14 protein-coding genes are annotated in these 14,792 nt (G+C 40.1%); all 14 read left to right on the top strand.

Annotation, left to right across the window (positions count from 1 at the left end; genetic code table 11):
• Window positions 1–12 precede the first annotated feature (12 nt).
• The 14 genes from ACOV1Q_RS07515 (at window position 13) to ilvC (ending at window position 14,791) form a co-directional block, all read left to right on the top strand.
• Window positions 13–1,167, top strand: a complete 1,155-nt coding sequence (locus tag ACOV1Q_RS07515) for a DUF2891 domain-containing protein (RefSeq protein WP_424493779.1) — start codon at window positions 13–15, stop codon at window positions 1,165–1,167.
• A complete protein-coding gene (locus tag ACOV1Q_RS07510) occupies window positions 1,164–2,384 on the top strand; it encodes an Nramp family divalent metal transporter (protein WP_424493778.1) in 1,221 nt (406 codons plus the stop codon). The genes ACOV1Q_RS07515 and ACOV1Q_RS07510 overlap by 4 nt, the downstream gene beginning before the upstream one ends.
• A gap of 20 nt (window positions 2,385–2,404) precedes the next feature.
• Entirely contained in the window at window positions 2,405–3,142 is a 738-nt protein-coding gene (gene pxpA, locus ACOV1Q_RS07505; protein ID WP_424493777.1) for a 5-oxoprolinase subunit PxpA, read from the top strand.
• Complete coding sequence (pxpB, locus tag ACOV1Q_RS07500; protein ID WP_424493776.1) at window positions 3,139–3,873, top strand: 5-oxoprolinase subunit PxpB; 735 nt, start codon at window positions 3,139–3,141, stop codon at window positions 3,871–3,873. The genes pxpA and pxpB overlap by 4 nt, the downstream gene beginning before the upstream one ends.
• The gene (locus ACOV1Q_RS07495; RefSeq protein WP_424493775.1) at window positions 3,866–4,723 is read left to right on the top strand and encodes a 5-oxoprolinase subunit C family protein; all 858 of its coding nucleotides are present in this window, start codon (window positions 3,866–3,868) and stop codon (window positions 4,721–4,723) included. Before pxpB ends, ACOV1Q_RS07495 begins: the two co-directional genes overlap by 8 nt.
• A gap of 261 nt (window positions 4,724–4,984) precedes the next feature.
• Window positions 4,985–5,371 carry a hypothetical protein gene (locus ACOV1Q_RS07490; RefSeq protein ID WP_424493774.1) on the top strand — a complete coding sequence of 129 codons (387 nt, stop codon included), beginning with the start codon at window positions 4,985–4,987 and terminating at the stop codon, window positions 5,369–5,371.
• Window positions 5,371–6,075 (top strand): hypothetical protein, encoded by a 705-nt coding sequence (locus ACOV1Q_RS07485; protein WP_424493773.1) that lies wholly within the window; start codon window positions 5,371–5,373, stop codon window positions 6,073–6,075. The genes ACOV1Q_RS07490 and ACOV1Q_RS07485 overlap by 1 nt, the downstream gene beginning before the upstream one ends.
• A 1-nt stretch (window position 6,076) precedes the next feature.
• Entirely contained in the window at window positions 6,077–6,862 is a 786-nt protein-coding gene (locus ACOV1Q_RS07480; RefSeq protein ID WP_424493772.1) for a sensor histidine kinase, read from the top strand.
• Window positions 6,855–7,484, top strand: coding sequence for a response regulator (locus ACOV1Q_RS07475; RefSeq protein WP_424493771.1), 630 nt, complete (start codon window positions 6,855–6,857; stop codon window positions 7,482–7,484). The genes ACOV1Q_RS07480 and ACOV1Q_RS07475 overlap by 8 nt, the downstream gene beginning before the upstream one ends.
• Before the next feature lie 74 nt (window positions 7,485–7,558).
• Window positions 7,559–9,094, top strand: a complete 1,536-nt coding sequence (locus ACOV1Q_RS07470) for a carbon-nitrogen hydrolase family protein (protein WP_424493770.1) — start codon at window positions 7,559–7,561, stop codon at window positions 9,092–9,094.
• A 266-nt stretch (window positions 9,095–9,360) separates the two neighbouring features.
• A complete protein-coding gene (gene ilvD, locus ACOV1Q_RS07465) occupies window positions 9,361–11,034 on the top strand; it encodes a dihydroxy-acid dehydratase (RefSeq protein WP_424493769.1) in 1,674 nt (557 codons plus the stop codon).
• Between the two features lie 12 nt (window positions 11,035–11,046).
• Window positions 11,047–12,780, top strand: a complete 1,734-nt coding sequence (gene ilvB / locus ACOV1Q_RS07460; protein WP_424493768.1) for a biosynthetic-type acetolactate synthase large subunit — start codon at window positions 11,047–11,049, stop codon at window positions 12,778–12,780.
• Complete coding sequence (gene ilvN / locus ACOV1Q_RS07455) at window positions 12,780–13,319, top strand: acetolactate synthase small subunit (RefSeq protein ID WP_424493767.1); 540 nt, start codon at window positions 12,780–12,782, stop codon at window positions 13,317–13,319. Before ilvB ends, ilvN begins: the two co-directional genes overlap by 1 nt.
• The gene (gene ilvC, locus ACOV1Q_RS07450; RefSeq protein ID WP_424493766.1) at window positions 13,316–14,791 is read left to right on the top strand and encodes a ketol-acid reductoisomerase; all 1,476 of its coding nucleotides are present in this window, start codon (window positions 13,316–13,318) and stop codon (window positions 14,789–14,791) included. Before ilvN ends, ilvC begins: the two co-directional genes overlap by 4 nt.
• Window position 14,792 lies beyond the last annotated feature (1 nt).

The following is a 14,792-nucleotide window of genomic DNA, read 5'->3' as shown; positions in this document are numbered from 1 at the left end:
AGTAGCTTATTGATGAAAAAAACGATCGTTGTTTTAGCAGTTTTGATGATGTTCAGCTGTAAAAATGAAAACGAGCAGGAGGTGATTTCAACTTCTACAGAAGATTCTACCTTAGTGGAACAAGCCACCGCTCTATTAAATGAAGAGCCTATGGAGCTTACCCTGGAGCAGGCAAACAAACTCGCAGAATTGCCTTTGGACTGTATAAATACTGAATATCCTAATAAATTGAATCAAACTCTGGGCAGCGCAGAGGATCTTGGTGGCCCTAAAGAATTACATCCTGCTTTCTACGGCTGTTTTGATTGGCATTCTGCCGTTCATGGGCACTGGTCGTTAGTAAGTTTACTGAAGCAGTTTCCAGAACTGCAGAAATCGGAAGAAATTAAAGACAGGTTGGAAAATTCCCTTTCTGAAGAGAATATAAAGGCAGAGGTGGCGTATTTTCAGAAGGAGCACAGTACCAGTTTTGAGCGCACTTATGGCTGGGCCTGGTTACTGAAACTTGCAGGAGCGCTGCATGCATGGAATGATCCTCTTGCCCGGGAACTGGAGCAAAACCTGCAGCCGCTAACCAATCTTATGGTGGAAAATTTCAAAGATTTTCTTCCGAAGTTAAATTATCCAATTAGAGTAGGAGAGCATACGAATACTGCTTTTGCGCTTGCATTAACTTATGATTATGCCGAGGAAACCAATAATGAAGAGTTACTTGATCTTATTAAAGAAAGAGCAAAGGACTTTTACATCAATGATGACAATTGTCCTTTGGATTGGGAACCAAGTGGATTTGATTTTCTTTCTCCCTGTTTTTCTGAAATAGACATTATGCGTAGAACCATGCCCAGAAGTGCTTTTAATCTTTGGATGAACGATTTTATGCCTCAGCTGCAAAATGAAGAATTTACACTGGAACCGGGAGAAGTATCTGATAGAACAGATGGCAAATTAGTCCACCTCGACGGACTCAATTTTAGCCGTGCATGGGTGTTATATGGTTTGGCAGATCAATATCCACAGAAATACGGGCATTTACGCGAAGTGGCTCGAGAGCATGTAGAATATTCATTACCAAATCTTGTAGGAGATAGTTATGAAGGTGGGCACTGGTTGGGCAGTTTCGCAATTTATTCTTTACAGGCAGCAAACATGGACAGGGATAAGTGAAAAACTGGCTTAAAAATGTAGGACCGGGAGTACTTGTCTCGGCGGCATTTATTGGCCCCGGAACGGTAACTGTTTGCACGCTTGCGGGTGCCAACTTCGGGTATTCCTTACTGTGGGCGCTTCTACTTTCTGTAGTCGCATGTATAATCCTGCAGGAAATGGCTGCGCGGGTAGGAATTATATCAGGAAAAAGCTTGAGTCAATGTATTAAGGAAGAAATACAAAATCCTATTTTCAGATTCTTGAGTATCTTATTAATCCTAGCTGCCATTGTAGTAGGAAACGCTGCTTATGAAGCCGGAAATATTACGGGTGCTGTGTTGGGAATTTCGGCTATTGCTGGTCCTTTCAACCTGTCTATGGGAAGTTTTCAGTTAAACTTGTGGAGCGTTTGTATTGGTGCTGTGGCATTTCTCATTCTTGCGGTCGGAAATTATAGAACCCTGGAAAGAGTATTTCTTGGCCTGGTGGTTTTTATGAGTCTATCCTTTCTTGTTACTGCTTTTATTGTGCAGCCAGATATTGTTGAGCTATTTAAAGGGCTTTTCATTCCTTCACCAAGATCTGCCGGACTGCTAACGGTTATGGCCCTGATAGGAACAACAGTCGTACCCTATAACCTTTTTCTGCACGCTTCACTGGTTGGCGAAAAGTGGAGAAATCCCTCAGATCTGAAATTCGCTCGAAAGGAACTGGTGATAGCAATATTACTCGGAGGCACTGTTTCTATGTCAATTGTTGTTTGCGCTGCCGCGCCACAAATTTCAACTCAAATTACTTCTGCTGCCGATCTTGCTTTGGGGTTACAACCCCTGTTTGGGAAATTTGCTACCTGGTTCATTGCTTTGGGGCTGCTGGCTGCGGGAATCACTTCCTCCATAACAGCACCACTCGCAGCGGCTTACGTCATAAAAGGCTGTTTTGGATGGGAAAACGGTTTAAATTCTATTAAATTTAAAGCAGTATGGGCTACAATATTGCTGGTGGGTGTGTTCTCTTCTTCACTGCAAATAAATCCCGTGGAGTTGATCCAGTTTGCACAGGTAGCCAACGCCCTCTTGTTACCGGTCATGGCTATCTTTCTATTTTGGATCGTCAACCAGGCTTCGGTCATGGGGAAATTTAAGAATTCCAAGGTACAAAATATCCTTGGGATCTTAATTATTGCCATCACAATTTTTCTGGGGACAAGATCTCTTTTTTTAGTTTTCCAGTAATTAATCAAAATCAATAAACCATGAACTATATACATCTCAATTGTGATCTAGGGGAAGGAGGAACATATGACGAGCAGTTAATGCCGTTCATATCAGCCTGTAATATCGCTTGTGGCGGCCATGCTGGAACATTAGAAAGCATGCGTGAAACTGTAGATTTGGCTATGGAACATCATGTTGAAATGGGCGCGCATCCTTCTTATCCCGATAAAGAAAACTTCGGAAGAAAATCAATGGATATTTCTCGAGATGAATTAAAACGTTCCCTGGTGGCACAAATTCTAAGTCTCAAGCAAATAGCAGAAGCAGAAGGCGGTAAATTGATGCATATAAAACCTCATGGCGCTCTTTATAACGATACAGCTAAGAATCCTGAAATTGCTCAAATTGTAATTGATGCTATCCTGGAATTCGATCAGAAATTCCTTCTTTATGCGCCTCCTAAATCGGTTATTTCTGAACTGGCAAAAGATAAAATAAAAGTGGTTTTTGAAGCATTTTCAGATAGAAATTACAATGAAGATTACAGTTTGGTTTCCCGGGGTGAAAAAGATGCTCTAATTACTAAAAGAGAAGCAGTTTTTCATCATCTATTTACAATGTATTACGAGAAGAAGATCTCGTGTGCGAGCGGTGGGAAAATTGCATGTAACGCCACCACTTTTTGCCTTCATAGTGACACTCAAGATTCTATAGAAATACTGAAATATTTGAAGACGGAACTGGGGCAAAAAGATACCAGAATCAAGAATACATGAAGAGTAGTTTTCCGAAAGTAAATCCCATGGGGGAGCGTGCAATTCTCATTCAGTTTGAGCCAAAGATCTCTGGAATAACACTTCAAAAAGTGCTTTTTATTAAAGGAGTAATAGAAGAAAAATTCCTTAAAGTAGCAGGTGAGGTAATAACTTCATATAGTTCATTATTAGTTAAATACCCAGTTGCTATAGAGGATATTTATGGGGAGGCAGAAAGGCTGGAAAAGGTCTTGGAGACTGCGAATATATTAGAAAAAAATAATTCTCATATTTTTTATCTTCCGGTTTGTTATGAAGAAGAATTTGGACTTGATCTTGAGGAGATTTCTGCCAGAAATAGCATCTCCAAAAATGACATAATTCGGTTGCATTCCCAGACGGTTTATACTGTTTATTTTACCGGTTTCTTACCCGGATTTTTGTACCTGGGCGGGCTCGACGAAAGACTCCATATTTCCCGCCGAAAAGAACCTCGATTGGAGGTAAAAAAAGGTGCTGTTGGCATTGGGGAAAAACAGACGGGAATTTACCCTAAAACAAGTCCAGGCGGTTGGCAGATAATCGGGAATTGTCCGGTGGAATTATTTCAAAAGGAAAACAATCCTCCCTGCCAAATTATGGCAGGAGATAAAGTAAAATTTGTTCCTGTTTCAAAACAGGATTATGAAATAATTTCTGACGAAATAGCGAAAGGAAAATATGAATTAAAAAAAGAGAAGCTCAATGGCTGAAATTGAAGTTTTGCGACCAGGTTTGTATTCTACTATTCAGGATATGGGAAGAAATGGTTTTCAAAAGTTTGGGGTGCCCGAAAGTGGTGTGATGGATCAATATGCTGCAAAAATGGCCAATCTTTTGTTGCATAATCCGGCGAATGCAGCTGTTCTTGAAATTACCCTGATTGGGCCAAAACTTTTATTTCAAGGAACTTCAAAAATGGCATTTTCTGGTGCAGATCTTTCTCCTATGATAAATGGCAAACCCATTTCTAACAATGAGGTATATGAAATAAAAGCAGGCGATGAATTAAGCTTCGGAAAAAGAAACAGCGGTTGCCGTTGTTATTTAGCCATACTAGGCGGCTTTCAGACAGAAGAAATAATGGATAGCCGCAGCTGGTATGAAGAAATTACATCTTGGGTAAGGCTGGAGCGAGGGGTAAAATTATTTTTCAATGCTTCAGAAGAAGAAAAGGTCAATAAAAGAGCTTCAGTAAAAGTGGAAACTGAATATCTCACTGCAGCAGAAGTAGAAGCCTTTCCTGGACCCGAATATTTTTTGCTTCAGGACAAGGAAAAGGAACTTTTGAGAAATTTCAGGTTTTCAATAGGTGAAAATTACAACCGAATGGCTATTCAGCTTAAAGAGGAGCTTCCCAATGATCTAAGCCCAATCCTTACAGAACCTGTTTTGCCGGGAACCGTACAGTTGACACCTTCGGGACGATTAATTATTTTAATGAGAGATTGTCAAACAACAGGAGGATATCCGCGCGTGCTACAAGTCAGCGAAAAAGGTTTGAATATACTTGCGCAGAAACTTAAAGGCGATGCTTTAAAGTTTTCTTTAAGGTCCCACTAATTACATTCCTGAGGTCTTTTAAAAAATAAAAAGTGCCAGCCCTCAAGTAAGCTTATTTTCCCCTACATAATGAGCTTACAGGATCCTGACACTTTTTGCCCCCTTAATTAAATATATTACAAACTTAGGTCTGGGATACATGTCTTGCAAGGGGAAAAATCCCCTTTTTTGGTTCCGAAGATTCAAAAGTGAAATATTTTCTTACTTTTATCTTAAAATTTCTAAAAATTAAGTTAACTGACTAATTAAAAACAACCCCTCATGAAAAAACCAGTAAAATGCATTTCTGTAGAAGAAGCAAGAAAAGAACAGGACGAATGGGTTCGCACTCGCGGTAAGGAAATAGAGCGAGGGCAAGGCTATGAAGACACTCGTGAATTCTGGTACAGCCTTGACGAATTACAGGAATACCTGGATTATGTAAAAGAAAAATCTAAAGAGCAAGGTGTTAAAAGGCCCGGGATTAGAATCTATTTAGGAGCCTACCCAAAAACGAATGGAAAAAAAAGTTATTCTACCTTATTTCTTGCTCCTACAAAGGAAGCTATAAAATCATCAGATGACGAAGACGATGATTCGGATGATAATAATTACGAAATTGATCCTTTAAACCAAAATAATGGAGGACAACCACCAATAGATTATTAATGAATTATCTTGGATTCCTGGTGCTATTGCTGGAAGGTACTGCAGCAGTTTCAGCCTTATATTATTTTAGAAAGAACCCAACTGATAAAGCAGTTGGGTTCTTTAGTTATTTTTTGCTTTTGACCTATTTCGTCGAGGCAATGAGTCTTTTTCCTACCATTATTTATTGGAATGAGCCTTTGCACTTTTTAAAAGGTACCATGTGGTACAGCAATTTCTGGTTGTACAATCCTTATGCGATCATACTTTTTTCCACCTATATTCTGTTTTTTAAAGGGAATATTACCAATAAGAAGGTGGGAAACATCATTAAAAAAATCCTAATGGTGTATGTACTACTTTGTATTGTTAATTTAATTTTCTCAGGCGTGTTTTTTCAAACCCATTCTGCCTTTACTCAAATATTGGGAAGTTTTTTTTTAGTGGCAGTGATCTTCTATTATTATATTGAAATCTTATTAACTTCTAAGATATTAGTGATTAAAAAGGAAATCAGTTTTTACATTTCGATCATAGCGCTGTTATATTTTTTGACCACTACACCTATATTTATTTATTATAAATATTACACAAATCAAAGTCCGGAGTTTATACAGCTTAGTAGGCTTGTATTGAGTGGGATGAACATTTTTATGTATAGTTCATATATTCTTTGTTTTTTCTGGCTCGCCAAGCGAAAAATGATTTCTATTAAAGAAAAATAAAATGGTCTCCAAAGAAGAACTTTTACTTATTATATATTTTATTGGGGTGATTCTGCTTCTTACCGCATTTGTAATCGTCTTCTTTGTGGTATATCAAAGACGGAAAAACAATATGTTACAGGAACAGTTTGAAGCTGAAAAACGTTTTGAACAGGAAATAGCACAATCTCGTATTGAAATGCAGGAGCAAACCTTAAAGAATGTGGGTTGGGAACTACATGACAACATTGGCCAGCTGCTTTCTGTGGCAAATATGCAACTGAATGTGCTTTCAAAAAGTAATTCTCCAAAGGCAACGGCAGTACATGAGATAAAGGAAGTGGTAGCGAGTTCCCTTCAGGAGGTACGTGCTTTGTCAAAATCCTTAAATAATGAAGTTATTGATTATTTAGGCCTGGAAAACTCGGTTCAGAACGAACTGGAGCGTTTTAACCGGCTAAATATTATTACGGCAGAATTTTCTTCTTCGGGACAGAGTTTTGAATTGCTTCCTAAGGATTCCATTATTCTGTTCAGGATCATCCAGGAGTCTTTTTCAAATGTTGTAAAACATGCTGGGGCAGATAAACTATTGGTCAATTTCACCTATTCTCAAGAGGAACTTTTGATTAATGTGTTAGACAACGGAAAAGGGTTTTCTCCGGAAGAAGTTCAGAAAAGCTCTGGTTTGCTAAACATGAAAAGCAGGGCAAATCTTATAAATGCCGATTTTCTCCTTAATTCTTCTGAAGGTAATGGAACTTCTTTAACTTTGCGATATCCTAGAAAACCCACATTGCATGAGTAAAAAAGTACTTGTTGTTGACGATCACACCTTATTTTCACAATCATTAAAAGGCTTGATCAATTCTCTTCAGGATTTTGAAGTTATTGAGGTACTCAAAAATGGCAAAGAACTGGTAGATTTTTATGAGGGCAACAAAGTAAAACCAGATATTGTGCTACTTGATATCCGTATGCCGGTGATGGATGGGATCGCGAGCATGGAATGGCTAAAGGAAAATTACCCCAACCAAAAAGTGCTGGCTTTAACCATGGAGCATGAGGAAGATACCATCATCAAAATGTTCAAATTTGGCTGCAGGGGTTATTTACTGAAGGATATTGATCCCGATGAGTTTCGCTATGCCATGGAGTCGGTGATGGAAACAGGATATTATTACAACAATGAAATTTCCGAAGCTTTTAGTTCTGCAGATGAGAAAAAGAACGAGGATTTCACAAAACGGGAAATAGAGTTCCTTAACCACGTTTGTACAGAGAAAACATATAAAGAAATAGCAGCCGAAATGAACCTAAGCCCTAAAACCATTGATGGTTACCGGGAGCAACTTTTTGGAAAACTCAATGCTAAAAGCAGGACCGGCGTAGTACTGTATGCTATAAAACATAAAGTGGTAAGCCTTTGACCAAGACTAAATTATTACTGCTGCCGCATTTCTAGAGAAAGCCGTAAAGCGTATATTTGCTTAAAAATTGCAGCGTGATAGATTCAGCAAAAATAGAGCTTCGTTACTTAAGTGTTAAAGATTATAAGGAACTCAAGATCTCGATGATCGAGAGCTATAATTCTATGCCCGGGGAATACTGGAGTGAGGATGAAATTAAGAACCTTATCAAGAAGTTTCCCGAAGGACAACTGTGTATCGTCATTGATGAAAAAATTGCCGGGTGCGCACTTTCCATTATAGTGGACTACAACAAGTTTGATGACAATCACAACTATCTTCAGATTATAGGTGGCGAGACCTTTTCCACACATACTAAAAATGGAGATGTACTCTATGGAATAGATGTGTTCATTCATCCCGAATACCGTGGAATGCGTTTGGGGCGACGTCTTTATGAAGCAAGAAAGGAGCTTTGCGAGCAATTGAACCTAAAGTCAATCGTATTTGGAGGCCGAATTCCTAATTATGGCCAATATGCAAAAGAACTTACTCCCAAAAAATATATTGAAAAGGTAAAATTGAAGGAAATTCACGATCCAGTATTGTCTTTTCAGTTATCTAATGATTTCCACGTAAAAAAGGTGATCAAAGGTTATTTGCCAGGAGATCACGAAAGTAAGGAGTTTGCCACCCTTATGGAGTGGAACAATATTTATTATACGAAACCCGATAAAGCCTTTACTTCGCAAAAAACAGTGGTAAGATTAGGTTTGGTGCAATGGCAAATGCGGCTTTTTAAAAATTTTGATGCGCTGGTGGAGCAAATTGAATTTTTTGTTGATGCGGTGAGTGATTACCAAAGCGATTTCATCCTCTTTCCTGAGCTTTTCAATGCGCCTTTAATGGCAGAATACAATCATCTGAATGAAGCTGAGGCCATACGATCTCTCGCGTCTTATACCGACAGGCTGCTAGAAACTTTCAGTGATTTTGCCATTACCTACAATATCAACATTATAACGGGAAGTATGCCTCAAATCATTGGGGAGCACATGTACAACGTAGGTTATTTGTGCAGAAGGGATGGTAGCTACGAACGTTATGAAAAACTGCACATTACACCGGCAGAAGAGGCTGCATGGGGAATGAAAGGTGGCAGCAAGCTGAAAACCATGGATACCGATTGTGGAAAAATTGGGGTTTTAATTTGTTATGACGTTGAATTTCCTGAATTACCGCGACTTTTGGCAGAACAGGATATGAATATTCTTTTTGTACCGTTTATGACAGATACGCAAAATGGTTATTCGCGGGTGAGACTTTGTGCACAGGCCAGAGCAATAGAAAATGAATGTTATGTCGCTGTTGCAGGATCTGTAGGGAATCTTCCAAAGGTGAACAACATGGACATTCAATATGCGCAAAGTGCCGTATTCACCCCTTCAGATTTTGCTTTTCCGGTGAATGGAATTAAAGCCGAAGCCACACCAAATACCGAAAGTACACTTCTGGTCGATGTGGATCTTGATCTCCTTAAGGAATTGCATAACTTCGGAAGTGTGAGGAACCTGAAGGATAGACGCAAAGATCTTTACAAGCTCAAACTGAAGATAAAACCTGAAGAATAAAATATATAACTCCCGAAAAATGACATTTTTCGGGAGTTTTTTTGTTCATTTTACACCTCCATTCTCCAGAAGCATAGCTCCGCTTGCTGACTTTAAATTATTTATTCGCTTTCAGAAGTCGTAAAATTGAATCATTTAAAATACTGGTATACAGAGTTATATGAATGTGTTTTAATTTCTGAAGATAATCTGCCTCTGTTCATTTTGTACCTGTACTCTTTCTGGGAATGTAATTTTAATTTTCGATTTAGAATTAAAGAACAGGAATGAACAACAAATACAGCCGCATTTTAACCCAAAGTGATTCGCAACCTGCGTCACAAGCAATGCTTCACGCGATAGGTTTAACAAAAGATGATTTTAAAAAACCTTTTATAGGAATTGCAAGTACAGGATATGAAGGAAATCCCTGTAACATGCACCTCAATGACCTTGCGAAACTGGTAAAAAAAGGGTGTAATGAAAATGAACTGGTAGGGCTTATTTTTAATACTATTGGCGTGAGTGACGGGATTTCCATGGGCACCCCCGGAATGCGTTATTCTCTGCCTTCCAGAGATTTAATTGCCGATTCTATGGAGACGGTAATCCATGCCATGTCTTATGACGGGCTGGTAACCGTGGTGGGATGTGATAAAAATATGCCGGGCGCTTTAATGGCGATGCTGCGTATAAACCGGCCTGCAATACTCGTTTATGGAGGTACAATCGCATCTGGCTGCCATAAAGAGCAGAAACTGGATGTAGTTTCGGTTTTTGAAGCCTGGGGTTCTAAGGTATCGGGAGATATGAGCCAGGAGGATTATGATGCTGTTATTGAAAAGGCTTGTCCGGGAGCGGGAGCTTGCGGTGGAATGTACACTGCCAACACGATGGCATCTGCAATTGAAGCACTGGGCATGTCGCTGCCTTACAATTCTTCCAATCCTGCTGTAGGAGCGGAAAAAAGCTCAGAAAGTATTGAAGCGGGAAAGGCGATGCGCCTGCTCGTTGAAAAAGATATAAAACCGCGGGATATTGTTACAAAAAATGCCATAGAAAACGCCGTTCGGTTACTTACTGTACTTGGCGGTTCAACAAATGCGGTACTGCATTTCCTGGCAATCGCCAAGGCTGCGGAAGTAGAATTCAGTCTTGATGATTTCGAAAAATTATGTGATGAAACACCCTTTTTGGCAGATTTAAAGCCAAGTGGGAAATACGCGATGGAAGATGTGCACCGAATTGGTGGAATTCCTGCGGTGCTAAAATATATGCTGAAAAACGGAATGCTGCACGGCGACTGTCTCACGGTAACCGGAAAAACCTTAGCTGAAAACCTTGAGCAGGTACCGGATTTAGAGGAAGGTCAGGATGTTTTCAGAACGCTTAACAATCCAATTAAAGCTTCGGGACACATCAGGATACTTTACGGGAATATAGCCGAGAAAGGTTCAGTAGCAAAAATCACCGGGAAAGAAGGCCTTTATTTTACAGGTAAAGCAAAGGTGTTCAACAGTGAATATGAAGCCAACGCAGGAATTTCTGCAGGGAAAGTGAAAAAAGGAGACGTAGTGGTGATTCGCTACGAAGGCCCTAAAGGAGGACCGGGAATGCCCGAAATGCTGAAACCAACGGCAGCAATTATGGGTGCAAAACTTGGGAAAGATGTGGCGCTTATTACTGACGGTAGATTCTCAGGCGGAACACACGGTTTTGTAGTAGGTCACATAACGCCTGAAGCCCAGGAAGGCGGTTTACTGGCACTTTTGGAAAATGGTGATGAGATTTCCATCAATGCCGAAAAGAATACTATAGACGCGGCATTAACTGCTGAAGAAATAGAAGAAAGAAGAAAAAACTGGAGAGCTCCTGAACCTAAATTTAGAAAAGGAGTCCTTTATAAATATGCAAGAATGGTGTCTTCAGCTTCAAATGGCTGTGTGACCGATGAATTTTAAAAATGGTGAATTATGAAAGTAAAGACAGCAAGTTTTGAAAAAATTGCCAAGCCTGAAACTTTGACGGTGAGCGGGGCAGAAGCAGTTATAAAATGTCTATTGAAGGAAGGAGTGGATACCATCTACGGATATCCCGGTGGAGCGATCATGCCAGTCTATGATGAGCTCTACAAATTTCAGGATGAAATTCATCATGTACTTACCCGGCACGAACAGGGCGCGGCTCATGCAGCGCAGGGATATGCGAGAGTTACTGGTAAAGTTGGGGTTGCCGTGGGCACATCGGGCCCAGGTGCTACCAATCTCATCACCGGCATTGCAGATGCCCACATAGATTCAACACCGGTTGTTTTTATAACGGGACAAGTGGGATCAACCTTATTGGGAAGCGATGCTTTTCAGGAAATTGATGTAGTGGGAATCTCGACACCTATTACAAAATGGAATTACCAGATCACAGATGCTTCAGAAATTCCTGAGGTTTTTGCCAAAGCCTTTTACATCGCTAAATCAGGAAGACCGGGTCCTGTTTTAATTGATATCACCAAAGATGCGCAATTTGCCGCGCTTGAATTCAGCTATAAAAAATGCTCCGGCATCAGAAGTTATAAACCAGTTCCAGAAGTAAATCTTTTGCAGATTGAACGTGCTGCTGAAGCGATCAATAATGCGAAAAAGCCTATGATTGTCTTTGGTCAGGGTGTTATTCTTGGCGGCGCAGAAGATCTTCTTAAAAAGGTAATAGAAAAGTCCGGAGTACCCGCTGCCTGGACCATTCTGGGATTATCTGCGCTTCCAACAAAACATCCACTCAACGTAGGTATGGTGGGGATGCATGGCAACTATGCTCCAAATATGTTAACTAATGAATGTGATGTTTTAATTGCTATAGGAATGCGGTTTGATGACCGGGTAACCGGCAAACTAGATACCTATGCGAAGCAGGCGAAAATTATCCATTTTGAGATAGATCCCGCAGAGGTGAATAAAAATGTAAAAGTAGATATTCCGGTGCTTGGTGATGTAAAGCAAACGCTGCACCTGTTACTGGAATTTTTGCAGCCAAAGGATCATTCCAAATGGCACGGGAAGTTTAAAGAGATGTATGCCATAGAGTATGATAAATTAATTCAGCATCACCTTACTTCCAGAAATCCGGAATTAACAATGGGTGAAGTCATTGATGAAATTAACACCTGTTCCGGAGGAAATGCCATTATTGTTTCAGATGTGGGGCAGCACCAGATGGTGGCCTGCCGCTACGCAAATTTTCAATCTTCGAGGAGCAATGTTACTTCTGGCGGACTAGGTACCATGGGTTTTGCGCTTCCAGCGGCTATAGGGGCAAAAATGGGAAAACCGGAACGTGATGTGGTGGCGATCATCGGTGACGGTGGTTTCCAAATGAACATTCAGGAACTGGGAACCATTTTCCAGACGAAAGTACCGGTGAAGATTGTGGTGCTCAATAACAGCTTTTTGGGGATGGTACGACAGTGGCAGCAAATGTTCTTTGAGAAGAGATATGCATCCACAGAGATGATTAACCCTGATTTTGTGACCATTGCAGAGGGATACCATATTCAGGCCAGACATGTTACAAAAAGGGCAGAATTAAAAGATGCTGTGAAGGAAATGATGGAAGCAGAAGGATCTTACTTTTTGGAGGTAAAGGTGGAGCAGGAAGAAAATGTTTTTCCAATGATTCCAACAGGAGCGTCGGTTTCAGAAATAAGATTAGAGTAATGGAAAAGAAAAATTATACAGTTTCGATTTATACTGAAAATAATCTGGGGCTTCTAAGCAGGATTGCAGCAATTTTCCTGAAGAGGCACATTAATATTGAAAGTATAACGGCTTCAAAAAGTGAAGTCAATGACGTGATGCGCTTTATTGTTATGGTGCAGGTAACCGAAGAACAGGTTCGGAAAATTGTGGGGCAGATAGAAAAGCAGATCGAAGTTATCAAAGCGTTTTATCATACAGATGAAGAGTTATTTATGCAGGAAACGGCTCTTTACAAGGTGAGATCTTCAGACTTCATGAAAGATTCAGGAATTCAACATTTTGTAAAGGAAACCAATGCACGCATCGTAGCAGTTACCCCAGAGTTTTTTATAATAGAAAAAACCGGCAGGCGGGCAGAAACAGATCATTTGTATGAGAAATTACGACCATATGGATTGATGCAGTTTGTACGATCGGGCACAATTGCCGTATCTAAAAATGAAATGCCAATATCAGGAATACTAGAAAAATTCAATACAACAAATACATTATCATGACCAACTACTTTAACAGCCTTTCTCTTCGTGAACAATTAGCCCAATTGGGAACCTGCCGCTTAATGGCGAGTGATGAATTCAAAGATGGAGTGGAGGCATTAAAAGGCAAAAAAATAGTAATAGTAGGGTGTGGAGCCCAGGGACTTAATCAGGGCCTGAACATGCGTGACAGCGGACTCGATATTTCTTATGCACTGCGAGATAGTGCCATTAAGGAAAAACGCGCCTCTTTCAAAAATGCTTCTGAAAATGGATTTAAAACCGGCACTTTTGAAGAGTTAATTCCAAGGGCCGACCTGGTAATCAACCTTACGCCAGATAAACAGCATACTCAGGTTATCAATACCATCCAGCCTTTGATAAAACAAGGTGCCGTGCTTTCTTACTCCCACGGGTTCAATATTGTGGAGGAAGGAATGCAAATTAGAGAAGATATTACCGTTATAATGGTGGCCCCTAAATGTCCCGGATCTGAAGTAAGGGAAGAATATAAGAGAGGATTTGGTGTGCCTACGTTGATCGCGGTTCATCCTGAAAATGATCCTGAAGGAATCGGATTTTCCTGGGCAAAAGCTTATGCCTTTGCAACCGGTGGACATAAAGCCGGAGTACTGGAATCTTCTTTTGTGGCCGAAGTAAAATCTGATCTAATGGGAGAGCAAACCATTTTATGCGGATTATTACAAACGGGTTCCATCCTTAGTTTTGATAAAATGGTGGCGGAAGGAGCAGAGCCGGAATATGCAGCGAAACTTATCCAGTATGGTTGGGAAACTATTACAGAAGCTTTAAAGCATGGCGGTATTACTAACATGATGGATAGGTTGTCAAATCCTGCCAAAATAAAGGCTTTTAAAATTTCTGAAGAATTAAAACAATTAATGAGACCGCTTTTCCAAAAGCATATGGATGATATTATGTCTGGAGCATTTAGCTCGAGAATGATGCAGGATTGGGCAAATGACGACAGGGAATTATTGGAATGGAGGGCAGCAACTGAAAATACCGCTTTTGAAAAAACAGACACCACCAGTAAGGAAATCAAAGAACAGGAATATTTTGACAAAGGATTGTTATTAGTTGCATTTGTAAAATCGGGTGTGGAACTGGCATTTGAAACAATGGTTGAAGCGGGCATTATTGAAGAATCGGCTTATTACGAATCGCTTCATGAAACTCCGCTAATCGCCAATACCATTGCCCGAAAAAAATTATTCGAGATGAACCGCATCATTTCTGATACTGCAGAATATGGATGTTATCTTTTTGATCATTCCTGTAAGCCGCTCATCAGGAATTATGTAGAAAATCTCGATCCGGATGTGATAGGACATTCCTTCGGAACAGATTATACAGGTGTGGACAACCAGGTTTTGATTGGCGTAAATGACGCCCTTAGAAATCATCCCGTTGAAATAACAGGTTCCATTTTAAGAACAGCTATGACAGAAATGAAGAAAATTCACGATTAAT

This window comes from Salinimicrobium maris (assembly GCF_049680855.1).
Lineage (GTDB): Bacteria > Bacteroidota > Bacteroidia > Flavobacteriales > Flavobacteriaceae > Salinimicrobium.
The sequence above is the reverse complement of the archived record's forward strand: the minus strand, read 5'-3'. Positions and strand labels throughout refer to the sequence as shown.

Excerpts from the sequence above, each read along its gene's own strand:
- ACOV1Q_RS07515 (WP_424493779.1), top strand. The coding sequence starts at position 13 with ATGAAAAAAACGATCGTTGTTTTAGCAGTTTTGATGATGTTCAGCTGT.
- pxpA (WP_424493777.1), top strand. The coding sequence starts at position 2,405 with ATGAACTATATACATCTCAATTGTGATCTAGGGGAAGGAGGAACATAT.
- pxpB (WP_424493776.1), top strand. The coding sequence starts at position 3,139 with ATGAAGAGTAGTTTTCCGAAAGTAAATCCCATGGGGGAGCGTGCAATT.
- ACOV1Q_RS07495 (WP_424493775.1), top strand. The coding sequence starts at position 3,866 with ATGGCTGAAATTGAAGTTTTGCGACCAGGTTTGTATTCTACTATTCAG.
- ACOV1Q_RS07490 (WP_424493774.1), top strand. The coding sequence starts at position 4,985 with ATGAAAAAACCAGTAAAATGCATTTCTGTAGAAGAAGCAAGAAAAGAA.
- ACOV1Q_RS07485 (WP_424493773.1), top strand. The coding sequence starts at position 5,371 with ATGAATTATCTTGGATTCCTGGTGCTATTGCTGGAAGGTACTGCAGCA.
- ACOV1Q_RS07480 (WP_424493772.1), top strand. The coding sequence starts at position 6,077 with ATGGTCTCCAAAGAAGAACTTTTACTTATTATATATTTTATTGGGGTG.
- ACOV1Q_RS07475 (WP_424493771.1), top strand. The coding sequence starts at position 6,855 with ATGAGTAAAAAAGTACTTGTTGTTGACGATCACACCTTATTTTCACAA.
- ilvD (WP_424493769.1), top strand. The coding sequence starts at position 9,361 with ATGAACAACAAATACAGCCGCATTTTAACCCAAAGTGATTCGCAACCT.
- ilvB (WP_424493768.1), top strand. The coding sequence starts at position 11,047 with ATGAAAGTAAAGACAGCAAGTTTTGAAAAAATTGCCAAGCCTGAAACT.
- ilvN (WP_424493767.1), top strand. The coding sequence starts at position 12,780 with ATGGAAAAGAAAAATTATACAGTTTCGATTTATACTGAAAATAATCTG.
- ilvC (WP_424493766.1), top strand. The coding sequence starts at position 13,316 with ATGACCAACTACTTTAACAGCCTTTCTCTTCGTGAACAATTAGCCCAA.